This window comes from Streptomyces sp. AK08-02 (genome assembly GCF_033795085.1).
GTDB lineage: Bacteria > Actinomycetota > Actinomycetes > Streptomycetales > Streptomycetaceae > Streptomyces > Streptomyces echiniscabiei.
This window is the reverse complement of the sequence record NZ_JARAZV010000028.1, coordinates 20,829-43,415: the sequence shown is the minus strand read 5'-3', so window position 1 is coordinate 43,415 and position 22,587 is coordinate 20,829. Positions and strand designations below refer to the sequence as shown.

Below are 22,587 nucleotides of genomic sequence, written 5' to 3'. Positions count from 1 at the left end.
CCGGCTGCGAGAATTCGCGTATGGCCGAGATCATCCAGCGCGACGGGACCTGGGTCTTCGACGGCAGCACGGTCAGGATCACGCCGGGGCTCCACCGCTCCGTGCCACTGTTCCGGCAGACGTACGGCGAGGTCGCCGTACCCCTGGAAGCGGTCTCGGGCATCGTCTACGAACCCGAACGCAAGCGCGGACGGCTGCGGCTGAGGCTCCGCGAGGGCGCCGACCCGCTGCTCCAGGCGACCGGCGGACGGCTGCCGGACGCGGCCGACCCGTACCAGCTGACCGTGGACATCGACAGGTCCGGAGTCGCCGAGTACCTCGCCGAGGAGATCCGGCACGCCCTGCTACTCGACCAGGTTCCCGCGGAACCGGTCAAGGCGTATCTGCTCCCGGGGCCGCCCGTGCCGGTGTCGGTGCGGTCCAGCGACGGCTTGGTGTCCTTCGACGGTACGCGGGTTCGTATCGACTGGGCCGACACCTCGGACCGGGTCAAGCGGGCGACCGGCCCCCGCATCATCTCCAGCCACGATCTCGTGCAGGTCGACTGGCTGCCCAACTCCGGTTACGAGGACGGCTTCATGCGCTTCGTGACCCACGGGACGGTGTTCTCCAAGCTGCCGCCCGAGAAGGACCCCTACGCCCTCGACCTGTGGGGCAGCACCCGCCGCGACCTGCTCACGGCGCTCGTCGCGACCGCCGTCACCGCCCGTCTGCCGCACCCCTCCACCCGTGCGGTCGACCACGTGGACCGGGCCCGGCCCGCCCCCACGATCCCGCCACCGTCCGATCATCACGACGTGCTCCTGCGCAGGCTCCGGGAGCTGGGCGAGCTGCACCGCGAGGGCATGCTCACGGACGAGGAGTTCGCGACCACCAAGGCGGCCGTCCTGCGGGGTTTCTGAGCCAACCCTTCGGGCATTTTGGCCCGCCCGGGGATCTCGACCCACTCGGTGCCGCCGGCTCGTGCGGGGCGCTGCGGCTAACCCAGCAGATCGGGTTCGCTTCTGCTGATGTCCCGCCACAGGGGCTGGTAGTTGATCCACCCGACCAGGTCACCGCCGAGCTGCTCCCGCATCGAGACCGCCTGCTTGTGGTCGATGAGGATGGGCCGGCCCGCCGCCCGCGCGGTCAGCTGGACCTGGCTCGACCGTTCCATCGACACGAACCACCAGGCCGCAGCGTCCACCGAGTCACCCACGGTGAGCAGCCCGTGGTTGCGCAGCACGAGGGCCTTGCGGGAGCCCAGCGCGGACGCGATCCGGCGGCCCTCGTCGGCGTCCACGGCGACGCCCGTGTACGCGTCGTACAGCGCGTGGTCCTCGTAGAAGGCGCAGCTCTCCTGGGTGATCGGGTCGAGGAGGTCACCGAGGGCGGAGAGGGCGCGGCCGTGCACAGAGTGGCAGTGGGCCACGGCGACGACGTCCGGGCGGGCGGCGTGCACCTGGGCGTGCACGGTGAAGGCCGCCTGGTTGACGTGGTAGCGGCCCTCGATGACCTGGCCGTCCTGGTTGGCCATGACGAGGTCACTCACGGTGACCTGCTTGAAGGGGATCCCGAAGGGGTTCACCCAGAAGCAGTTGCTGTACTCCGGGTCGCGCGCCGTGATGTGCCCCGAGACACCGTCCTCGAAACCGAAGCGGCCGAAGAGTCTGATCGCCCCGGCCAGCCGTTCCTTGCGGTGCCTGCGCTCGTCGTCGAGCGACTCGTACATCGGGGGCATCGCGAACTGCAGCTGGTCGGTGGGCAGCGGCAGGGGCGGAGTGGGCCCGTGCATAGGTCCTCCAGCACTGGGTTCCTTTACGGATCGGAAGTTACCGTCGGTCCGCGCAGGAGAACAGGGATGTTTGCGAAGAGATGTGCGACGAGATGAAAGAGATATCTGGACCAGGGGCGTGAGGCACCGACGCGACACCGACAAGGCACCGGCGAATACACGTCACAGGATGTCGGGTATCCGCGTCAGACTCGGCCCCATGAACTGGGCAGTATTCACCACCGCGGAACCCGGCCTGGCCGAAACCGTCGAAAAACGCTTCCGGGCCTTCGACCACCACACCCTCGCCACCCTCCGCAAGGACGGGTCGCCTCGCACTTCCGGTCTCGAAGTCCGCTTCCTGCAGGGCGAGTTGTGGCTCGCCATGATGCCGGACTCGCTGAAGGCACGGGACCTGTACCGCGACCCCCGCTTCGCCCTCCAGACGAACCCCGGCCCGGGGACGGACACGGCGGGCGGCGACGTACGCGTCAGCGGGCGCGCGTACGAGGTCGAGGATCCGACCGCCAAGGCCGCGTACACCGAAGAGGTGGAACCACCGGAGCCGTTCCACCTCTTCCGCACCGAGCTGACGGAGGTCGTGCGGACGTACGTCGAGGACGAGAAGTATCTGGTCGTCCAGGTCTGGCGGCCCGGAGCACCGGCACGCACCCTCAGGCGGACGTGAGCCGGACCGCCCGCGGGACTACTCCCACTCGATGGTGCCCGGCGGCTTGCTCGTCACGTCGAGGACGACCCGGTTGACGTCGGCGACCTCGTTGGTGATGCGGGTCGAGATCTTCGCCAGGACCTCGTACGGGAGGCGGGACCAGTCGGCGGTCATCGCGTCCTCGGAGGAGACCGGGCGCAGGACGATCGGGTGACCGTACGTACGGCCGTCGCCCTGGACGCCGACACTGCGCACGTCCGCGAGGAGGACCACCGGGCACTGCCAGATGTCGCGGTCGAGGCCGGCGGCGGTCAGTTCCTCGCGGGCGATCGCGTCGGCCTCACGGAGGAGGTCGAGGCGGTCCTTGGTGACCTCGCCGACGATCCGGATGCCGAGGCCGGGGCCGGGGAACGGCTGGCGCTGGACGATCTCGTCCGGCAGGCCCAGCTCCTGGCCGACCATCCTGACCTCGTCCTTGAAGAGCTTGCGCAGCGGCTCGATCAGCTCGAACTCGAGGTCCTCGGGCAGCCCGCCCACGTTGTGGTGGGACTTGATGTTGGCCGTGCCGGTACCGCCACCGGACTCGACCACATCGGGGTAGAGGGTGCCCTGTACCAGGAAGGCGACCTCGGGACCCTCGTCGGCGATGATCTCGGCCTGCGCCTGTTCGAAGACGCGGATGAACTCGCGCCCGATGATCTTCCGCTTCTCCTCGGGGTCGGAGACCCCGGCGAGCGCGTTGAGGAAGCGCTCCTCGGCGTCGACGACCTTCAGGGTGACGCCGGTCGAGGCGACGAAGTCCTTCTCGACCTGCTCGGTCTCACCCTTGCGCATCAGCCCGTGGTCGACGTACACGCAGGTCAGCTGGGAGCCGATGGCCTTCTGGACGAGGGCTGCGGCGACCGCCGAGTCCACGCCGCCGGAGAGGCCGCAGACGGCGCGCTTGTCGCCGACCTGCTCACGGATCAGCGCCACCTGCTCGTCGATGACGTTGCCGGTGGTCCAGGACGGGGTCAGACCCGCGCCCCGGTAGAGGAAGTGTTCGAGGACCTGCTGGCCGTGCGTGGAGTGCATGACCTCGGGGTGGTACTGGACGCCGTAGAGCTTCTTCTCGTCGTTCTCGAAGGCGGCGACCGGGACGACGTCCGTGGACGCCGTGACCGCGAAGCCCTCGGGGGCGGCGGAGCAGGCGTCGCCATGGGACATCCACACCGACTGGTCCGCCGGGGTGCCCTCGAAGAGGGTGGAGGACGGCTTGGTGACGGCCAGCTGTGTACGGCCGTACTCGCGCGCTCCGGAGTTGTCGACCGTGCCGCCGAGGGTGGTCGCCATCAGCTGGAAGCCGTAGCACATGCCGAAGACCGGGACGCCGGCCTCGAAGATCGCGCGGTCCAGGCGCGGGGCGCCCTCCGCGTACACCGACGAGGGGCCGCCGGAGAGGATGATCGCCGCGGGGTTCTTGGCGAGCATCTCCTCGACCGGCATGGTGCTCGGCACGATCTCGCTGTAGACCCGGGCCTCGCGGACTCGGCGGGCGATGAGCTGGGCGTACTGCGCACCGAAGTCGACGACCAGGACGGTGTCGGGGGCGGGGGTCGCTGCTGACACGGGGGCCTTCCGGCGGTTGGGCGGGGGTCTGTGCGGGTGATTCTACCGGGGTGGGGTTGGGCACCTTGCCGTCTTCTGGGGGCTGCCGCCCCCAGGCCCCCGCTCCGGCCCTGAACGGGCCTTGTCCTCAAACGCCGGACGGGCTGGAGGTGCCCGGGGCGGCACTGAAGGGGTTGCCGTCAGCCCCGCCGCCCCGAAAGACAGAAACACCGCCTTGCAAAGGTGTCCTCCCCCATGCACACTGACCCCCATGCTCACGCACCCGACCTTCCTCTTTACCCATGGCAACCGGCCCACCGGCTGCCATGGTCGTGCTGCTTGAGCAACTGACAAGCGACTTCCCAGGCGCCCCGGGCCGACAAGGCCCGGGGCACCTGTCGTTTCCGGGGTCTGTCGGTCCGGGGCACTCCGTCCCATGTGACAAGGAGCCCCGTATGACCACCACCGACACAGCCGCAGCCGATGTGATCGCCGACGCGCGTGCCCGTATCGACGCCCTCGACGACCGGATCATCGGCCTCGTGCAGGAACGGATGGCCGTGTCCGCGGTCGTCCAGGAGACGCGCATCGCCTCCGGCGGACGGCGCGTGAACCTGTCCCGTGAGATGGACGTCCTCAGCCATTACCGGGACGCGCTGGGCAGGCCCGGCACGTCCCTCGCGATGACGCTGCTGGAGCTGTGCCGGGGTCGTATCTGAGTTCGGGCGCCTTCTCCGCCGTCCGGCGCGTGACCGCCGTACGCCGCCTTCGTTGGTACCGGTGTCCGCGCCAGCCAGGGGCGGCCCGCACAAACCACGCGTGGCTCCAGGGTTGTGACCGGACGGCAGGGGACAGCAGCCCGGTCACCCCCCGGAGAACGGTCGGCCCCGGGGACGCCCGGAGCCGGCCGGCACAGCGGAACACGGTCGACTGCAGCACAAGGGCCAAAGAGTACGAGTCCGGGTCAAAAGGTTGCGCACTCGGTGACCTTCCAGCACGATGCAGGAACAGCCCAAGTCCCTTGGCAGGCAAGTGCATTGCCCTGCGATCCCCAACCGCCATTGGTCCAGACCAGGCGTGCGCCCCCTGTACGCCGGGGCGCCGACCGTGGGTACAGACCAACAACGCGGCGCAACCCCCCGGCGCCGCTTCCCCCAGGCACCGGCGCTGCCCTGACGCCGGTGCTGACGGAGAAGGGCCCCGCGGCTCCGCCCCGCGGGGCCCTTTGCCGCGTCCGGAACCGGGTGTCAGGAACGCGTGACGGTCCCGCACTCACCGTCGCCCAGCTTGGCTACCCCTTCGTCCCGGCGATCGTAGGGGTCGATGGTGGGACCGGTGGGGTCGGCGCCCGTCGTAGCGGTGTCCGAGTCGAAGTGCGGGTGGAAATAGCCGTCGTTCACGTCACAGTCCGAGTTGCCGAACGTACTGTCGTAGCGCGAGACGCTGATCTTCCCCGGAGTCACCTGGTACTTGGCCGGGTCGTAGAGCGTGATGTCGAGCACCCGGCGCACGATGGTGCGGGCCACCTCGGTGGCGCCGGCGCCCGCGTGCACCAGTGGGTAGACGAAGGTGTAGTCGGCACGCACGACAACGGTGTCGCGTTTGCCCGCCTCGAACGTCATTCGGCCGCGGGTCTTGATCACCTCACCCGTCAGGCGCACCTCGGCGGGGTCGAACCGGCTGAACATCAACAGCGGGTCACGCTTCTTGTCCGGTCTGCGCAGGGAGTCGTTCAGGTCGCCGAGCAGGTCCTTCTGGGCGGGGTCGATCGCCTTGAGCGCGGCTTCGGGACGTCCGCCGCGCAGGGTGCCTCGGTCGAGGTTCGCATCGACCAGGAACTGCTTGCTCTGCCGCAACACCCGTTCCACCTCGGCCTTCGAGAACGAGCCGATCGCCCTGGCCCGCGGCAGGACGATGCCGGCCGCGCCGTTCGCGTACCGCTCGGCCGGTGATCCGGCGAACGGCCTGGCGAGAGTCGGGACATCCGGATCCACCGCCGAAGGCGGCGCGGACGGTGCCGCCGTCTCCTCGGGCAGCGGCGAGGCATCGGCGGTCGCGTCCGACCCGCCGGAACCGAAGGGGTCGCCGGGGAGCAGGGACGGCTTCATGGCCACCACCGCCACAGCGATGGCCAGCGGTACGCCGATCACCCCCCACCAGCGCCGGCGCCTGGCCGCGCGCTCCTCGGCCGTCCGCCGGGCGGGGTCGGTGCGCCAGCCCGCGGGCTGTTCGCCCCGCGCGTCCTGCTGGCGCAGCCGTTCGGTGACCATCCGCGCCCGTGCGGACGGTTCCTTCGGTGCGGAGCCACGGATGTCCCGCTCGGTGTCGCGGGTGAACTTCTCCCATATGTCGTCGGGAACCGACGGCTCGGGCTCTTCGGACGGCTTGCCGCCGGACTGATTATCAGACACGAGGGATATTTCTAGGTGATCCGAAAGCGTCTCCACAACCAGCACATACTCAAAACCTGCGTCGACTACCCAAATCCCGTGGGGGCAGTCCAGATGTGACCCAGCACACATAAGTTTTCTGTGAGCGAAGAGCAACCATTCACAGCCGCCGCATGTCACACGTTCAGAACCAGGGGCAACGACTGTGCCCCGAACCTGGATGTTCCGAGATCTTGAGGTCTTCATGAAGCTTCGCCGTGCCATGGTCGCCGCAGCGGCGACGGCTGTCATAACCCCGCTGGCCCTGCTGTCCGCGCCCGTCGCGTTCGCCGACGAGTCGCCCTCGGCCTCCCCGAGCGAGACGGCCGTCACCGAGACGCCCTCGCAGACCCCGAGCGACAGCACGTCGGCGACCCCCTCGAACCCCGCGCCGTCCGACACCGGTCTGCCGTCCGACGTGCCGTCCAACAGCGCCTCGCCGAGCGCGGGCGTCAGCGACTCCGCCTCGCCCTCCGTCTCCGCCTCCCCCTCGGTCTCCGCCGAGCCGAGCGAGAACCCGACGGACCCGGACGTCCCGTTCTGCGAGGACCTCGACGAGGACTACAGCGACGCCCAGGTGTCCGCCGACATCAAGGGCCTGCCCGGCAAGATCGTCGCGGGTGACGGCTTCCACGGCTTCAAGCTGGTCGTCACGAACGACTCGAAGACCGACATCAAGGGTGTCGCCTTCTACGCCGAGATCGAGAACTACGAGTTCGACGAGGCGAAGTTCCTCAGCCCGTACGTCGACCTGGAGTTCAAGAACCCCGAGACCGGCAAGTGGGACCGGATCGGCGACGACGACTGGGCCGGCGACTACTTCTTCTACGTCGACAAGCTGAAGGCCGGGGCCAGCGAGTCCGTCGACCTGCGCGTCAGCATCGACAAGCAGGCCCCCGCGGGCGACGCCTACTCCTTCGGCTCCGGTGCCTACATCGACAACGTCGACGGCCAGGACTGCATCGCCGAGGGCTGGGCCCAGTACGACTTCAAGGTCCTGAAGGCCGGCTCCTCGAACACCGACCCGGGTTCGGCCACGCCGAGCGACAACGGCTCCAAGGACCCGGTCCACAAGCCCCAGGGCAACGTCTCCGACCTGCCGACCGGCAACCTCGCCGACACCGGCTCCAGTTCCGCCCTGCCGATGATCGGCCTGGTCGGCGGTGTCGCCGTCGTCGCCGGTGCGGGTGCGGTGTTCGCGATGCGTCGCCGGAAGGCGGGCACGGAGGCGTAAGCCTCCACAAGGACAAGAGAAGGACCTGCGCTCGGAGGGGGGCGCGGGTCCTTCTCTTTGGTTTTTTCAGGGTCCGGCCGTCGGGATTCGGTCCCTCCGGATCTGCGGCCACACCTCGGTCATGCCGGTCGGGTCGTCTTCTTCGGCACCGACGGAATCCCCAGGAACGGCAGCCGCAGCGCGCCGAACGCCTCCGCCGGGACGGCCGGTGACTTCGGTTCGACCGGCCTCAGACGTTCGTACGCCGCGCCCTGGGCCGGACGCGGGTCCGCCTCGCCGTTGTTCGGCCAGTACGACACCGCGCGTTCGGCCTGGGCGGTGATCGTGAGGGACGGGTTGACGCCGAGGTTCGCGGAGACCGCGGCGCCGTCGACCACCGAGATCCCGGGATGGCCGTACAGACGGTGGTACGGGTCGATCACGCCCGTCTCCCGTGAGTCGCCGATCGGACAGCCGCCGAGGAAGTGCGCGGTCAGCGGCATGCCCATCAGTTCACCCACGTTGCTGCCGGCGAAGCCGTTGATCTCGGCGGCGATCGCCGAGGCACCCTCCGTCGCCGCCCTGATCTGCTTGGGGTTGGGGGAGCCATGACCCTGACGGGCCGTGAGAAGGCCCTTGCCCGCGCCCTTGGGCTTCAGGTAGGTCGTCAGGGAGTTGTCCAGGGACTGCATCACCAGACCGATGATGGTCCGCTCCGACCAGTGCCGGTTGGAGACCGAGCGCAGGACCAGCAGCGGGTGACGGGCCGCGTTCGCCAGCCAGCCCAGGGCCCTGGACGACCCTTCCGCGTACGGGACCTGGAGGATCGACAGACCTCCCATCGAGTTCGAGCCCTTGCCGTAGCGGACCGGTTCGATGTGGGTGTTCCCGTCGGGGTGGATCGAGGACGTGATGGCGACTCCGCGCGTGAAGTCGACCTTCGCCTCCCCGGTCACCTTGCGGTAGCGGCGATCGTCGGTCTGGGCGCCGACCAGCGCCTCCGAGTTGGTACGGGTCAGCTCACCCAACCGGTCTGAAATGTAGGGGAGTTGACCGCCCGCTTTCATCCGGTGCAGCAGGGTCTGAGTGCCGTACGTACCGGCCGCGAGGACGACACGGCGGGCCGTGAGGGTGCGGCCCGCGCCCTTCCGCTTCGCGTCCGTCGGGAGTGTGGTCACCGCGTAGCCGCCGCGCGAGTCGTCCGTGACGGACACGACCGTCGTCAGGGGGTGAACGACCGCGCCCGCCTTCTCGGCGAGGTAGAGGTAGTTCTCGTTGAGGGTGTTCTTCGCGCCGTGCCGACACCCGGTCATGCACTCACCGCACTCGGTGCACGCCTTGCGCGCGGGCCCGGCGCCCCCGAAGTAGGGATCGGGAGCCTGCTCCCCCGGCGCGGCCCGCACCGCGCCCTCCCCTGCCTCTCCGTCCGCCCCGTCTCCGAAGAAGACCCCGACCGGCGCCATGTGGAAGGTGTCCCCGACGCCCATCCGCTCGGCCGCCGCCTTCAGATGGACGTCGGAGGGGGTCATCGTCGGGTTGAGCCGTACGCCGAGCATGCGCCGGGCCTGGTCGTAGTACGGCCCGAGCTCCTCCTGCCAGTCCGTGATGTCACGCCACTGGGGGTCGTCGAAGAACGGCTTCGGCGGTACGTAGAGGGTGTTGGCGTAGTTCAGCGAACCGCCGCCGACACCCGCGCCCGCCAACACCATCACGTTGCCCAGCAGATGAATGCGCTGGATCCCGTACAGACCGAGCCTGGGCGCCCAGAGGTAGTTCCTCAGGTCCCAGGAGTTCCTGGGGAGCGTGTCGCGCGTGAAGCGGCGGCCCGCTTCCAGTACGCCGACCCGGTACCCCTTCTCGGTCAGCCGCAGGGCGGTGACGGAGCCGCCGAAGCCGGAGCCCACGACGATGACGTCGTAGTCGTACTGATGGTCGTCGTCGTGGTCGTACGGCACTTGCTCTCCTCGTTGAGAACAGAAAACGCTAATTACCGCAGCCGCAGGGCCTTCATGACCTTCAGGCTCCTGCTCATGAACTCCGCGTACTTCTCGTCGTCCATCCCCAGGGCCGGGGCCAGTGGCAGCAGTCGCTGCTGGGCGACCGTCTGCGCCTCGGTGTACTTGAGGATGCCCTCGGAGCCGTGGCGGCGGCCGAGGCCGGACTCCTTCATGCCACCCATGGGTGACTGGACGCTGCCGTACGCGGCCGCGTAGCCCTCGTTGACGTTGACCGTGCCGCAGCGCACCCGGGCGGCGACGGCTCGGCCACGGGCGCCGTTCTTCGTCCAGACCGAGGAATTCAGGCCGTACGGCGTGGAGTTGGCCAGCGCCACCGCCTCGTCGTCGGACTTGAAACGGTAGATGGAGACGACCGGGCCGAAGGTCTCCTCCGAGCAGACGGCCATCGGGGTCTCGACGCCGTCGAGGATGGTCGGCTCGTAGAAGTACGGGCCGATGTCCGGACGGGCCGTGCCGCCCGCGATGACCTTCGCGCCCTTCGCGACCGCCTCGTCGACGTGCTTCGTCACCGTCTCCAGCTGGCGTTCGCCGACGAGTGAGCCCATGTCGGCGCCGTACGCGAGGGACTTGCCGAGCCGCATCGCCTTCGTGCGGGCCGCGAAGCGCTCGACGAAAGCGTCCGCGATCGACTCGTGGACGTACAACCGCTCGATGGAGATGCAGAGTTGCCCGGCGGAGGAGAAGCAGGCCCGGACCGCGCCCGCCGCCGCCTTCTCGATGTCGGCGTCGTCCAGGACCAACATGGCGTTCTTGCCGCCGAGTTCGAGGGACACGCCGACCAGACGCGCGGCGGCGCCCTGCGCGACCTCGCGGCCGGTACGGGTGGAGCCGGTGAAGGAGACGTAGTCGGCGTGCTTGACGACCTCGGGGCCGATGACCGGGCCCTCACCGAGAACGACCTGGAAGACATCGGCGGGCAGACCGGCCTCGATGAGGAGGTCCCGGGCCCACAGGGCCGTCAGACAGGTCTCCGTGTCCGGCTTCATCACGACCGCGTTGCCCGCGACGAACGCGGGGATCGCGTCGCCGACCGACAGCTCCAGCGGGTAGTTCCAGGGGGCGATCTGGCCAACCACCCCACGGGGGTGGCGCAGTTCGGTGACCTTGGTGAGGGTGGGCATCGCGCCCGCGTGCCGCTTCGGCTTCAGGTACCGGGGTGCCATGCGGCCGTAGTGGCGGGCGGCCACGGCGACGGCCTGGACCTCCTCGTGGGCGTGCAGCCGGGCCTTGCCGGTCTCCAGCTGGATGAGGTCGAGGACCTCGGCCTGGCGTGCCAGCACCAGGTCGTGGAAGCGGAGCAGCACGGCCGCGCGCTGCCGTACCGGGGTCTGCTCCCACACGGCCTGGGCGGTGCGGGCCCGTTCGTACGCCTTCTCCACGTCCTCGGGGGTGGACTCGGGCAGGTCGGCCAGCTTCTCGCCGGTGAACGGGGTGTGGTTGGCGGTGCGACCGGAGCCGACGACACCCTTGGTGAGCTGGGCGACCAGCTCGGGGGTGACCACGTCGGCGGCGGTGCGGGCGCCTGTGGGCGCGGGTGCCAGGGGGTTCGTACCGGTGGGGGCGTCGGTGCCGGGCTTTACCGGGGCCTGCGAGTCCGTCATGAGCCGCAGGGTATGACGGCTCGGAGGCTTTGGGTACCCATGGGTAACCCGGATTCACCGAGTACGCACACGGCGTCGGCCCGCAGCGGCATGCCGCCAGTGAGTACTGGCAACAAATCTGCTGATCAGGGCGTTGGGCGCCACGCGCTCACCCGAGGAACAGCGGGATGCGTCACTTTTTCCCGGGCGGGAGTCACGCCCTGTCGATCTGGAGCCGGTCGCGCGCTTCCTTGAAGACGTCCGTCCCCCGCTTCTCGTCCGGCGTCCCCTTGGGCATGTCCACTCGCAGCTCGTACAGCCTGCCGTCGTCGGTCAGGATCTCCACCTGCATGACCCGGACGAGCCTGCCCTCGGTGTCGTAGGTGGTGTCGGCCTGGACGGACTTGTAGCCGCCGACCGTCGTGTCGGTGTACCGGGTGGTCGACTCGCCGTATCCGGCCCAGGTGTCGGCGGCCTCCTTCGCCTGGCCCAGGGGCGAGCGGGGCGCCTTGTCCCACAGGGTGAGGCGGACCTGGATCACCGCGTCGTTGTCGTAGATCGCCATCCGGGGCTGGTCGCCGGCGTCGCCCTGCTCGTGGAAACGGACGTACTGGCGGGGAAGGGCGAGGACCGCCCGGAGGTCCTTCTCGTCGTGGGCCGTCCAGCCGTCGAGGGTGGGCTCGGCCTCCGTCGGCGGTACGGGGACGGGGGGTACGGCTTCCGGCGTGCCGCCCGGCTCCTCCACCGCGACGGCCGCGTCCTCACCGCCGGTCCTCACGACCACGCCCTCGACGACCGCGCCCACGGCAACGAGCGCGACCGCGCCGCCCAGCACCCCGAGGATCACCCGCCGGGAACGGCCGCGGCGCGAAGCCTTCGGCGCGGACAGCGAGACGGCACGGGTCTCGGGTGAGGCCCCGGTGCCGGGCGCCCCGGGCACGGCACCGCCGGGTACGACCGTCCCGGGCCCGGATCCGGAAGCAGAGGGGGAAGGGGTAGGGGTGGAGGTAGGGGAAGCAGGAGGAGGGGGCTCGGGGTCGGACTCGGGCGCCCGGCCCTCCGCCTTCAGCCGTACCGTCCCCGCGTCTTCCGCCAACTCCCTGATCCCGGAAGCCTCCTGAGCCTTCGTCAACTCGCCCCGCTCGGCCGCCTTCGGCAGCGGCCAGCCCTTGGCGACCGCTTCCAGAGCCGCGGTGACCTCGTCCGCGTCGGGGCGCTCGGCGGGGTCCTTCACCAGCAGTCGTACGAGCAACGGGCCGAGCGGGCCCGCCTGTTGGGGCTTGACCGGCTCGGCGGCGAGAATCGCGGCGAGCGTGGACTCCAGCGTCGTACGGCGGAAGGGGGACCAGCCCTCGACCGCCGCGTAGAGGAGTACGCCGAGCGACCACAGGTCGGAGGAGGGGCCGGCGCCCCGGCCGGACATGCGCTCGGGCGCGATGAACTCCAGGGAACCGACGAACTCCCCGCTCATCGTGAGGGATTCCTCGCCCATGATGTGGGCGATACCGAAGTCGGTGAGAACGACCCGACCGTGCGGTCCGAGCAGGACGTTGGCGGGTTTCACGTCCCGGTGGACGATCCCGACGGAGTGCGCGGCGCTGAGCGCGCCGACCACGGCGAGGCCGATGCGCGCGGACTCGGCGGGCTTCACGGGGCCCCGCTGGAGCACCTCGTGCAGCGACTCGCCGCGCACCAACTCCATGACGATCCAGGGGAGTCCGTCCTCGACGACGACATCGTGGACGGAGACGGCCGAGGGATGGTCGACGCGCGCGGCGGCCCGCGCCTCCCGGTGGAGGCGGTGCGCTGTCCGCTGGTGGGCGGCGTCCTGCGGGTCCCCGGGCAGCCTCGGCTGCTTGACGGCGACCTCACGCTCGACGAGTTCGTCCTGGGCCCGCCACACGGTGCCCATACCGCCGGATCCGATGCGCTCGGTCAGCCGGTACCGGCCGCCGACGAGCCGCCCCACATCGCCCTTGTTGCCCCCGTCGCGGCCCCCGTTCCCCCCGCCCCTGTTCGCGCCGCCTTCCCCGCCGTAGCTCATGCCCCATCCCTACCCTGCGGGGCGGACGCTTGTCGACGCCGGTCCAGGGCGTCCGTCGTACGGCGGGGCAGCGCCGTACGGCCCACCGTCGCCGCCAGTTTGCGCAGTCGCCGCCAGTCCATGGGGGGCGTGGGGGCGGGCACCCCGGGCCGGTGGCGGGGGACGCGGACGCGCAGGGCGCCCGCTTCGACACGGCAGCGCACGGGGGTGGGCAGGACCAGGGCCTCGCCGTCGAGGCCGACCTCGATCTCGGGCAGGTCGGCCTCGATGACGACCTCGTGGGCGGTGACGACGGTCAGGCCGGTGGCGTACCGGCCGAGCAGCAGTTCGGCGGCCTGGGCCGCGTCCTCGACCTTGATGCCGAGCACCCCGAGGGCGCCGGCGTCCAGGCGCTCACGGCGGCCGAGACCGGCGAAGTCGTCCATGCGGTACGGGTTGTTGCTGACCAGGACGGCCTGCGGCGCGTGGATGACCGTCTCCCCCGGCCGGCTCTGCGCCTGGGGGTAGGCGCGGGCGGTCAGCGTCGCGCCGCGCTCGAAGGTGAGCAGCTCGGGCAGGAGTCCCAGGGTGGTGCCGACCTTGTCGTCGCGGTAGGCGGGGCTCTGCACGATCGAGGCGTAGGCGCCGAAGGAGGCGTTGTTGACGAAGGGGCGGCTGTCGGCCGTACCGGCTCCGTCTCCGCTGTTGCCGTCGATGCCGCCGATGCCGCTGTCGAGGAAGCCCAGGTCCACCCTCAGCTCCACCCCGCCCGCGTCCGTGAGGGCGTCGAGGCAGGCCGCCGGGTCGTCGCGGTCGAGGCCGAGGTCCATGGCGAAGTGGTTGCGCGTTCCGGCGGACACGACCAGGAAGGGCAGGTCGTGTTCGGCGGCGACGCCCGCGACGAGGGCCTGGGTACCGTCGCCGCCGGCCACGCCGAGCAGATCCGCGCCCGCCGCGACGGCCTCGCGGGCCAGGGCGACGACGTCCTCGGGCTCCGGTTTGTCGGGGTCGAGCAGATGGACGCGGGCGCCGAGCCGCTCCGCCTTCTCGCGCAGCCGGAAACGCTCGACCTTTCCGTCGCCGGAGCGCGGGTTCATGAGGAGGAACGGGCGCAGGGGTGCGGGCGACTCGTACTCGCGGACCGGAATCACATGGGATCTGGTGCTGCTCAGCGCGAATTTCCCGGCCCACACGGCGGCGCCCCACAGGGCGAGGGACGCGGTCGCGGGCCACAGCAGGTTGGCGGCGGCGAAGAGCGCGACGACGGCGACAGGGGTGGCGACAGCGAGCACCACCCCCACACCCCGCACGAGGCCGCGCCGGGCGAGCGCCCACCAGAGGCTGGACGCGGTGAGCACGGCTCCGCCCACGCCGACCGCCGCGAGCAGCAGGCTGCCCATGCCCGCGTAGCCGATCGGCAGCAGTACCGCCGTTCCGGCCGCTCCGAGCGCACCGCGCGCCGCCCAGCGCTGCCGGGCATGCGCTCGCCCGAACAGCTCGTTGCTCACGCCGGTACCCATGTCCATGTCGACGTTCTAGCAGAGTTCGTATTCAGCCTGCTCACAGGTGGAACAAAGCGGTATTCAAGGGTGACCCGGCTCACCCCACTGAGCGGGATGATCACGGTGCTCTTACCTTGAAGACACGATCGGGTCACGGTATCTTCACGAGCCAGTCGCCACGCGGACCCGGTATCGGCGCGCGTATTCGCACTTCCCATTTCCCACCTTCTGGAGAACGTGACGATGGCCGTGCCCGAGACGAATTCCCTGAGACAGCACGAAACAGGGACAGTGACCGAGGCCGAGGCGAAGACAGAGATACGGCATCACGTCTCGCGGGCCGAACTGCGAGGCACCCGGGTGCGGCTGGCCGGGTACGCGTATCCGCGCCGGGTGGAGACACCCGACGTCACCACTCAACTCGTCCTGCGAGAGCGGGAGTCGGGCACGGAGTACCGGCTGCCCGTCACGAGCGTCCCGTCCCCGTGCCTGGGCGCCGAGGAGGACGAGGGGCGGTACTCGTACGAACGGGCCGGATTCGAGGCCACCTTCGACATCGACACCGTCGCCGACGGATCGTCCCTCGACGACGGACTGTGGGACATCTCCCTCGCCGTCGGCACCCGGGGGAACACGCGTGAGGTGCGCATAGGCAGCAGCCGGGCCGACCGGCTGCCCGGCCGTCCCGACGTGCGGATCACGGAGACCGTACGCGGTCGACGTGCCGTGACGCTCTACACCACCGTCCCTTACGGCAACTACACGATCGACCTCGGCGAGCGGAAGCACCCGGTGCTGAAGCGGATCACGTTCGGGGACGTCCGCTGGCACGCCGGCCGACCCACCGAGCTGCTGATCACCGGCCGTTGCACACTCGGCGCGTGCCCGCGCGGGGCGCTGACCGTGCACCTGCGCAACGAGCGGGAGCCGGGCGCGACGGTGGTCCTCACCGCCGTACGGCCCCCGCACGGCGAGCAGTTCACCGTCCATGTGCCCGTCGCCGAGCTGGGGCAGGGCGTGTGGAGCGGCGAACTCCGGCTCGGGGAACGGGTGTTGCCTCTGCCGCCGCTGCCGAAGCGGTTGGCGGCTGCCAAGTGGTGGCGTCGGACGGGGCTTTGGTACGCGAAGCCGGTTTCCCGTCCCGGCGGCGGATTCACTCTCCGGGTGGGCCGGACCGGCAGAAAGGGACTACTTCGGGCGATTCTCCGGGCGGCTCTCCGATTCTGAGAATTGCCGCCTCTCCCGCTTTCCCTCGCTTTCCCTCGCTTTCTCTCCCTATCCCCCGCTTTACCTTGCTTTCCGGTCAGCCACTCGTGGCGAAGGTGTCGAGGGCGACATCGAAATACTCCTTCGCCTCCCGCACCTTGCCGACGGGCGCCGACACCCACACGTCGTACATCCGCCCGCCCTCCTCCCAGCACAGGTCGTATGTGTGCCGTGGCCCCTCGGCCGCGCTGAAGCCGTCCCAGGTGAACTCCCAGAGTGCGGCGGCGTGTCGCGCGTGCACGGTCTCGGTGACCCGCCCGTCGCGGTAACCCGGGTTCGTGGACGCCCCGTCGGCGTCAGCCCGCTCCATCACGGCGAGGGGGCCGCCCGGTTGAGGGTCGACGACCTTGATCCCGAGCCGGAAGACCTCCCCCGGCGACAGATAGAAGACCCTCTCCTTCTGCTCCGTCCGCGTGAACCCGTCCGGAACGGCGAGCGAGAAACCGCGCGGGTCGCGGGCCAGACGGTAGCCGGAGGGAGCGGTCGCGGCGGAGGGGGTGGCCCCGGCCGTCGCCCCCACACCGGGCGACACCGTCGACGTACTCGGCGACGCCCCCGTCGTACCGGGCGACCTGGTCGACGTACCGGGCACGGCCCCCGTCGTACCGGGTGACACCTGCGACGCCCCCGACACCGTCGGCGTCGCGGTCGCCGACGCCGTGTTCCTCGGCGAGTCGCCCCCGCCGTCCCCCGACCGCATCAGCAGCGCCGCCGCGGACACCCCCGCCCCGGCCAGCGCGGCGACCAGCACCGCGGCGATGAGTACGGCCCGCCCCGAGGGTCTCGGTGGCCGGTCCGGCGTACGGGAGGACGCCTTGCGGAGGGAGACCGTCGGCGTCGACTCCCGGCCTCCGGATTCCTCGCGCCGCTGGGTCTGCGGCCCGCCCGGGGTGTACCCGGCCGACAGCTTCGGCGTCCGCCCTGTCGCGCGGAACGCCCGCAGCATCCGCTCCGCCTCCGCCGCGTCGAGGCGCCGCTCGGGATCGCGTTCCAGGAGGCCCCGTACGACGGGCAGCAGCGGCGCGGCCTGTGCCGGTGGCCGTACCTCGTCGATCACGACGGCGTGCAGAATGCCGCCCAGCGAGTCGCGCCGGAAAGGTGATTCGCCGCTCAGGGCCGTGCACAGCAGCGCGCCGAGCGACCACAGGTCGGACTCCGGCCCGGTCCGGACGCCGGACATCCGCTCGGGCGCGGTGTACTCGGGCGAGCCGACGAAGGAGCCGCTCTCGGTGAGTGTGGTCGCGCCCGCGACCTGGGCGATACCGAAGTCGGTGAGGACGATCCGGTCGGTTCCGTCCTCAAGGAGGACGTTCGCGGGCTTGACGTCCCGGTGCAGAACACCGGCGGCATGGGCGGTCCCCAGGGCGCCGAGCAGGGCGATACCGATCCGGGCGGCCTCGTCCGCGTCGACGGGGCCGTGCCGGGAGATCTGGTCGGCGAGCGAGCTGCCCTCGATCAACTCCATGACGATGTAGGGGCGTTCGTCGTCCTCGACGACGTCGTGCACGACGATGATGTGCGGATGGTGCAACTGGGCGACCGCGCGCGCCTCGCGCAGGCTGCGGTCGCGCCGCAGCCGGGCCTCGTCGGTCGCGAGGGAGGTGTCCTGCGTCAGCTCCTTGACCGCGACCCGCCGTTCGAGCAGCTGGTCGGTCGCCCGCCAGACGACGCCCATACCGCCCCGGCCGACTCTCGCCTCCAGGCGGTACCGCCCGGCGATCACTCGGAAGCTCTCCCCCTCGGTCCCCATGAGCCTCATCATGCCCCAACGGAGGACGCGCCTTTGGGACGGTGAGCGGCGGATGACCGACAACCGCCTACCCGGCCCGGCGGGTGGGGGCGCGGTCAGCCGGAGTTCGGCCGCCACCCTCGCAGTACCGTCGTGAACTGCTCGCGCGCGGTCGCCCAGTCGGCCGCCGGCGCGGACATGTAGATCACGTACTCGGCTCCGTCCCGGCCGAGATACGCCTGCTCGATGGCCCGCCGCGGTCCCGGGAACTCCGAGTCCTTGGCCAGGGCTGTCCAGGTGAAGTCCCAGAGCGCGCCCTTGCGGTCCCGGTAGACGTTCGACTCCAGGCTCACCCTGCTGTACTCGCTGAGACGCTTGAGCTGCGTTTCCAGGTCGAGCTGGTGGAGGTAGGGGTCGTCGAAGTCCGGGTCCTTGTCGATGGCGATGCGCAGGAAGTGCTTCCCGCCGTCGGGCGAGTAGTCGATCTGCGCGTTCGTCACCGTCCGCGTCCATCCCTGGGGCAACGGGAGGCTGAAACCGGCCGGATCGTCGACCCGTGTCCAGCCCTTCGGCACGTCGGTGGCGGCGGAAGTGGCGGAAGGAGTGGCTGACGGGGTGGTCGAAGGAGTGGCAGAGGCGGCGTCGGACGCGGAGGTGGGCGGAGTGTCCGAGACGTCGGAACCGGCCGTCTGTGAACGCGCGTTCCACTGATGGAGTGCGAGCGCTCCGCCCCCGCCCACGAGCACCACCAACGCGGCCACGAGGGCGATCGTCCGCCACCGGCGGCGCGAACGTCCCGGGGCGGCGGGGCCGACGACGGTTCCCTGCTGAGCCGTGGTGGAACCGGCTGTCGCGCCCCCTATACGGAAGGTCCCGACCTCCCCTTCCGCCGGCACCCGCACCGACCGGTTGTTCAACGTGGGCACATACTGCTCGGCCGCGCGGGGCTGTCGGCCCTCCGCCGCCTCCGCGAGCATCTGCTCGGCCTCGGCGGCTCCGGGCCGTACGGCCGGATCCTTGAGCAGCAGGGCCGTGATGACGGGCCCGAGCGGACCGGCGTACCGCGCCTCGGCGGGCTCGTCCTCGACGACCGCCTGCATGGTGGTCAGCGGGGACGTGCGGCGGAACGGGGACCGGCCCTCGACGGCCGTGTACAGCGTGGCGCCGAGCGCCCAGAGGTCGGAGGACGGTCCCGGGTCGTCGCCGCGCAGCCGTTCCGGGGCGAGGTAGTCGACCGACCCGACGATCTCTCCGGTACGGGTGATGGTCGTGTCCCCCTCGACCTGGGCTATGCCGAAGTCGGTCAGCAGGACGCGGCCGTCGTGGGAGAGGAGGACGTTGCCGGGCTTGATGTCGCGGTGCAGTACACCGGCGGCGTGTGCGGCGGTCAGCGCGCGCAGCACCCACAGGCCGATCCTGGCGGCCTCACGCGGCTCGACGCGCCCGGACTCCTTCACCTCGTCGGCCAGGGAGTTGCCCTCGACGAGTTCCATCACGATCCACGGCCGGCCGTCGTGGTCGAGCACATCGTGCAGGGTGACGACGGCGGAGTGGTTGATCCGCGCCGCCGCGCGCGCCTCGGCCCGGGTCCGGGCGAGCAGGACGGCCTGCTCGCTCTCGGACACGTACAGCGCGGCCGTCAACTCCTTGATGGCGACGGCACGGTGCAGCAGCTCGTCGTGCGCACGCCACACCCGGCCCATGCCACCGCTGCCGATGACGTCGACGAGCCGGTAGCGGCCCGCGAGGAGTTGGCCCTGCATCTGATTCACGTTTCCCCGCAATGGTCTTGACAGGGGCAAGACTAAGGAGCGCCCACGCCGGAGGGAACCGCAGGGGGCCCTACGGGGACAGCACTGTGACGGTTCTGCCCGCCGGGCACGACCGCACGGTCAGCCGGTGGGCTGATAGGTCGCCGCCGCCTGCTCGTAGAGGCGGGTCACCTCGTCCCGTTCGGCCTCCGGTCCGCGCACCTGGACCACGTGGTACCGGCCGTCGACGAGTATCGCGAGATTGCGTACGAACACCTCGCTGCCGGAGCTGTTCTGCCAGGTGAACTGCCCCTCGACCATGGTCCGTCCGCCCACCTCGATGGTCCGCATCCCGCTGGACGTGGCCCACGTCGAGTCGCGGAACGGCTGCAACTCGTACTCCCGCTCCCGCTGGTACGCCATCGGATCGGCGCCGGACGACTTGGTGGTGTCCCGGCCCGGTACGACGATCAGCTGGAACGAGCCGTGTGAGTAGACGACTTGGCCGCGCCCGTTCTTGCCCGTGTGGTCCCAGCCGTCGGCCACGGCGACGCGGAATCCGGCCGGGTCGGTGCGCACGGTGAAACCGGCGGCGGCATCGGGCCCGTCGGTCGGCGTCGTCTCGGACGAACCCGCCGACGGGGAGGCGCTGTTGCCCTTTCCGCCGCCGGGCGAGGTCTGCTCGGGCCTCGGTTCGCTGCTCGCGTCCGGAGTGTCGGACGACTGCTCCGGCGCCGCACTGACCTTCCCGGCGGAACCGGTCCGTTCCCCGTCCCGCGATCCGTCGCTGTTCGCCTTCGGCATGAAGAACATGGCGTAGGCGATCGCCGCGGCCAGCACCAGCAGTATCAGGAGGAGCAGGTTGCGGCCCAGTTTGCGGGGCGCCCGCTGCTCCTGCCTGGCCCGCTTGTGCCGACCGTGCGGACCGGCCGCGGGCAGGCCCGCCTTCCGCCTGCGCACCAGTTCGCCCCGGCGTCGCACGATCGGCAGCCGGCGCGGATCGGTGGGGGGCGCGGCGACGACGTGCGCACCGGCCTCCGGTTCGGGCGCCGACCTGACGAGGGAGCGCAGCCAGCCGTTCAGCTCCTCGAAGTCGAGCCGCTCGGTGGGGTCCTGACGCAGCAGCGACTCCACGACGGGCCGCAGCGGCCCGCACTCCTCCGCGAAGGCGGGCGGCTCGGCGCACACCAGTTGCACCAGCTCGGCCGTCGACTCCTCGGGATAGGGCGCGTGACCCTGGACGGCCCTGAAGAGCAGCGCGCCGAGCGCCCACAGGTCCGTCGCGGGACCGATGGGCGCGGCCAGCTGCCAGTTCTCGTGGACGGGCCCGGCCTGCTCGGGCGCCCAACGCTCGGTCACCGCGCCGACGACAGCCATCCGCGCCTGCCGTGCCCGCTCGGCGGCCAGTGCGGTGGCGGGCCCACGCCTGGGCGCGTCGGCGACGGCCGCGCCGTCCCAGTGGCCCGGGGACCGCCCGGGGACACGATCGGCGGGCGGGCGCTGGTCCTGCGGCTGGGTGTGTGGCTGGTCCTGGGGCGCGGCGTGGGTGAGCGGGCGGTGCTGCTGCTGGTGCGGAATGCCGTCGGCCGCTCCGTGCGCCGCAGCGCCGGTCCCTCCGGCGGGGAGGGCGGTACGCGCGTGTGCGGCGTGCCCGGGGACTCCGGTCGCGGGGAGGGCCACGCCGTTCCAGGCAGGAGTGTTGCGCACGCCGTAGGGGTCGGCGATCTGCCCCGGAGGCGGAGTGGCCGGAGCCCGCTCACCGGCGCCGTGCACACCGGCAGCCGTGTCACCGGCCGCCTCGATCGAAGGCCGGGCTCCGGGCAGCGCCATGCGCCCGCTCTGCTCGGCCTCCTGAACCCGGGCCGCTGCCCGGGCCCCCGCCCGATACGCGGCGATGGCCCCGGCCCGCGCCGCCCGGATGTCCCCCTCGGTCTCCGACGCCCGACGCTCACCGGAGCCTCCGGTACTCCCCTCGACGCCCGTCCCGGGCATCCCTCCACCCGTCCGTGCCTCGATGGCGGCACGCCGGGCGGCCTCGGGGTCCGCGCCGGAATCCCCGGCGAACGTCCCCCCGGCGACCCCGTAACCCCCGCCGGAGTGTCCGGGACCACCGACCCCACCGCCGGTCAGGCCCTGCGGCCTCGCTACGGCCTGTCCTCCCGCCGACGAAGCCGGTGACTGCCCGTACCCACCGCCCCCGCCGCCACCGCTCGCCGACGAACCCGCTCGGCCGGCGGAGCGCGCTTCTATCGCGGCACGCCGGGCAGACTCGGGGTCCCCACCGGAATCGCCGGCGAACGTCCCCCCGGCAACCCCGTAACCCCCGCCGCCTCCAGCCGGACGGCCCGCGCCGCCAACCGTCCCGGGAGCGCCGACCGCCGCGGTCGCGCCCTCCGGCACACCGGTCGCCCCCGGCCCGTCCCGGCCTGGTACCGGGTCGTAGCCGCACAGCGCCTCTTCCGCCGCGCCGGCCGCCAGCCCCGTGAGCATCACGCGTCCGTCGTCGCAGACGAGCACCGTGCGCTCGGTGATGTTGCGGTGCACCCAGCCGTGGGCGTGCAGCACCCGCAGGGCCATGAGGACGTCGGCGGCGACCTCGGCCGCGCGATACGGCGTCAGCGGCTTCTCCGCGAGCAGCGACTCCAGGGGCCTGGCCGGCACCAGTTCACTCACTATCCACAGTGAACCGCCCTGCGCGAACACGTCGAAGACCTGGTCGAGCCGTGGATGATCGGGGATGGACGCGGCGGCCTGCGCGGCCTCTATGGCGCGCAGTACGGTCGGGTCGCTGGGTCGGCGGGTGGCCGTGGACCGCACGGCAGCGCCTCGCACCCGACGCCCGTCCCGCGCCACGAACCCGTCCGGCAACCCGTCCGCGTCAAGCACTTCAGCCTCGACGACTTCGGGCAACGGCACCTGCCTGACCAGGACTTCCTGCCCGCTGTAGGTGTCAAAGGCTCGGGTCTCGCGCTGTTCGAACTCATCGGACGGCGGCACCGGCAGGCGGTAGCGGTCGGCGAGTACCCGCCCCGCATATTCCTCCACGATGCCTCCCCCGACCGTCCG

15 protein-coding genes are annotated in these 22,587 nt (G+C 71.1%); 5 read left to right on the top strand and 10 right to left on the bottom strand.

Going from position 1 to position 22,587, the window contains the following annotated elements:
* Positions 1-20: 20 nt before the first annotated feature.
* Positions 21-902 carry a DUF4429 domain-containing protein gene (locus PV734_RS41780; protein WP_319294631.1) on the top strand — a complete coding sequence of 294 codons (882 nt, stop codon included), beginning with the start codon at positions 21-23 and terminating at the stop codon, positions 900-902.
* 77 nt (positions 903-979) lie between these two features.
* On the opposite strand, the gene PV734_RS41775 is transcribed toward PV734_RS41780, so the two are convergent.
* The gene (locus PV734_RS41775; protein ID WP_319092488.1) at positions 980-1,774 is read right to left on the bottom strand and encodes a class II aldolase/adducin family protein; all 795 of its coding nucleotides are present in this window, start codon (positions 1,772-1,774) and stop codon (positions 980-982) included.
* Positions 1,775-1,973: 199 nt separating this feature from the next.
* Here PV734_RS41775 and PV734_RS41770 point away from each other — a divergent pair, with 199 nt between their 5' ends.
* The gene (locus tag PV734_RS41770) at positions 1,974-2,441 is read left to right on the top strand and encodes a pyridoxamine 5'-phosphate oxidase family protein (protein ID WP_319294629.1); all 468 of its coding nucleotides are present in this window, start codon (positions 1,974-1,976) and stop codon (positions 2,439-2,441) included.
* An 18-nt stretch (positions 2,442-2,459) separates the two neighbouring features.
* On the opposite strand, the gene guaA is transcribed toward PV734_RS41770, so the two are convergent.
* Complete coding sequence (guaA, locus tag PV734_RS41765) at positions 2,460-4,031, bottom strand: glutamine-hydrolyzing GMP synthase (RefSeq protein ID WP_319092490.1); 1,572 nt, start codon at positions 4,029-4,031, stop codon at positions 2,460-2,462.
* A gap of 434 nt (positions 4,032-4,465) precedes the next feature.
* On the opposite strand from guaA, the gene PV734_RS41760 reads away from it, so the two are divergent.
* Positions 4,466-4,729, top strand: coding sequence for a chorismate mutase (locus PV734_RS41760; protein WP_319092491.1), 264 nt, complete (start codon positions 4,466-4,468; stop codon positions 4,727-4,729).
* A gap of 528 nt (positions 4,730-5,257) precedes the next feature.
* Here the strand turns inward: PV734_RS41760 and PV734_RS41755 are convergent.
* Entirely contained in the window at positions 5,258-6,421 is a 1,164-nt protein-coding gene (locus tag PV734_RS41755; protein WP_319092492.1) for a hypothetical protein, read from the bottom strand.
* A gap of 223 nt (positions 6,422-6,644) precedes the next feature.
* Between PV734_RS41755 and PV734_RS41750 the strand changes: the two genes are divergently transcribed.
* Positions 6,645-7,673 carry an LAETG motif-containing sortase-dependent surface protein gene (locus PV734_RS41750; RefSeq protein WP_319092493.1) on the top strand — a complete coding sequence of 343 codons (1,029 nt, stop codon included), beginning with the start codon at positions 6,645-6,647 and terminating at the stop codon, positions 7,671-7,673.
* A gap of 119 nt (positions 7,674-7,792) precedes the next feature.
* Here the strand turns inward: PV734_RS41750 and PV734_RS41745 are convergent, their stop codons facing one another.
* The 4 genes from PV734_RS41745 to PV734_RS41730 form a co-directional block, all read right to left on the bottom strand.
* The gene (locus tag PV734_RS41745) at positions 7,793-9,607 is read right to left on the bottom strand and encodes a GMC family oxidoreductase (RefSeq protein ID WP_319294627.1); all 1,815 of its coding nucleotides are present in this window, start codon (positions 9,605-9,607) and stop codon (positions 7,793-7,795) included.
* 32 nt (positions 9,608-9,639) lie between these two features.
* Complete coding sequence (locus tag PV734_RS41740) at positions 9,640-11,271, bottom strand: succinic semialdehyde dehydrogenase (RefSeq protein ID WP_319092496.1); 1,632 nt, start codon at positions 11,269-11,271, stop codon at positions 9,640-9,642.
* Between the two features lie 193 nt (positions 11,272-11,464).
* Positions 11,465-13,294 (bottom strand): serine/threonine-protein kinase, encoded by a 1,830-nt coding sequence (locus PV734_RS41735; RefSeq protein WP_319294625.1) that lies wholly within the window; start codon positions 13,292-13,294, stop codon positions 11,465-11,467.
* Positions 13,291-14,793, bottom strand: a complete 1,503-nt coding sequence (locus tag PV734_RS41730) for a diacylglycerol/lipid kinase family protein (protein WP_319294682.1) — start codon at positions 14,791-14,793, stop codon at positions 13,291-13,293. The genes PV734_RS41735 and PV734_RS41730 overlap by 4 nt, the downstream gene beginning before the upstream one ends.
* A gap of 273 nt (positions 14,794-15,066) precedes the next feature.
* On the opposite strand from PV734_RS41730, the gene PV734_RS41725 reads away from it, so the two are divergent.
* Positions 15,067-16,002: a hypothetical protein gene (locus tag PV734_RS41725; RefSeq protein WP_319294623.1), complete on the top strand. Its 936-nt coding sequence runs from the start codon at positions 15,067-15,069 to the stop codon at positions 16,000-16,002.
* Positions 16,003-16,078: 76 nt separating this feature from the next.
* On the opposite strand, the gene PV734_RS41720 is transcribed toward PV734_RS41725, so the two are convergent.
* From PV734_RS41720 to PV734_RS41710, 3 genes are all read right to left on the bottom strand, one after another.
* Entirely contained in the window at positions 16,079-17,791 is a 1,713-nt protein-coding gene (locus PV734_RS41720) for a serine/threonine-protein kinase (RefSeq protein ID WP_319294621.1), read from the bottom strand.
* A gap of 95 nt (positions 17,792-17,886) precedes the next feature.
* On the bottom strand, positions 17,887-19,533 hold the full coding sequence (locus tag PV734_RS41715; RefSeq protein ID WP_319092614.1) for a serine/threonine-protein kinase: 1,647 nt from the start codon (positions 19,531-19,533) through the stop codon (positions 17,887-17,889).
* Positions 19,534-19,662: 129 nt separating this feature from the next.
* The gene (locus PV734_RS41710) at positions 19,663-22,566 is read right to left on the bottom strand and encodes a protein kinase (RefSeq protein WP_319294619.1); all 2,904 of its coding nucleotides are present in this window, start codon (positions 22,564-22,566) and stop codon (positions 19,663-19,665) included.
* Positions 22,567-22,587: the final 21 nt, after the last annotated feature.

Coding starts and splice junctions, on each gene's coding strand:
- PV734_RS41760 (WP_319092491.1), top strand. CDS start 4,466: ATGACCACCACCGACACAGCCGCAGCCGATGTGATCGCCGACGCGCGT.
- PV734_RS41750 (WP_319092493.1), top strand. CDS start 6,645: ATGAAGCTTCGCCGTGCCATGGTCGCCGCAGCGGCGACGGCTGTCATA.
- PV734_RS41770 (WP_319294629.1), top strand. CDS start 1,974: ATGAACTGGGCAGTATTCACCACCGCGGAACCCGGCCTGGCCGAAACC.
- PV734_RS41780 (WP_319294631.1), top strand. CDS start 21: ATGGCCGAGATCATCCAGCGCGACGGGACCTGGGTCTTCGACGGCAGC.
- PV734_RS41730 (WP_319294682.1), bottom strand. CDS start 14,793: ATGGGTACCGGCGTGAGCAACGAGCTGTTCGGGCGAGCGCATGCCCGG.
- PV734_RS41740 (WP_319092496.1), bottom strand. CDS start 11,271: ATGACGGACTCGCAGGCCCCGGTAAAGCCCGGCACCGACGCCCCCACC.
- PV734_RS41775 (WP_319092488.1), bottom strand. CDS start 1,774: ATGCACGGGCCCACTCCGCCCCTGCCGCTGCCCACCGACCAGCTGCAG.
- PV734_RS41715 (WP_319092614.1), bottom strand. CDS start 19,533: ATGCAGGGCCAACTCCTCGCGGGCCGCTACCGGCTCGTCGACGTCATC.
- PV734_RS41720 (WP_319294621.1), bottom strand. CDS start 17,791: ATGGGGACCGAGGGGGAGAGCTTCCGAGTGATCGCCGGGCGGTACCGC.
- PV734_RS41735 (WP_319294625.1), bottom strand. CDS start 13,294: ATGAGCTACGGCGGGGAAGGCGGCGCGAACAGGGGCGGGGGGAACGGG.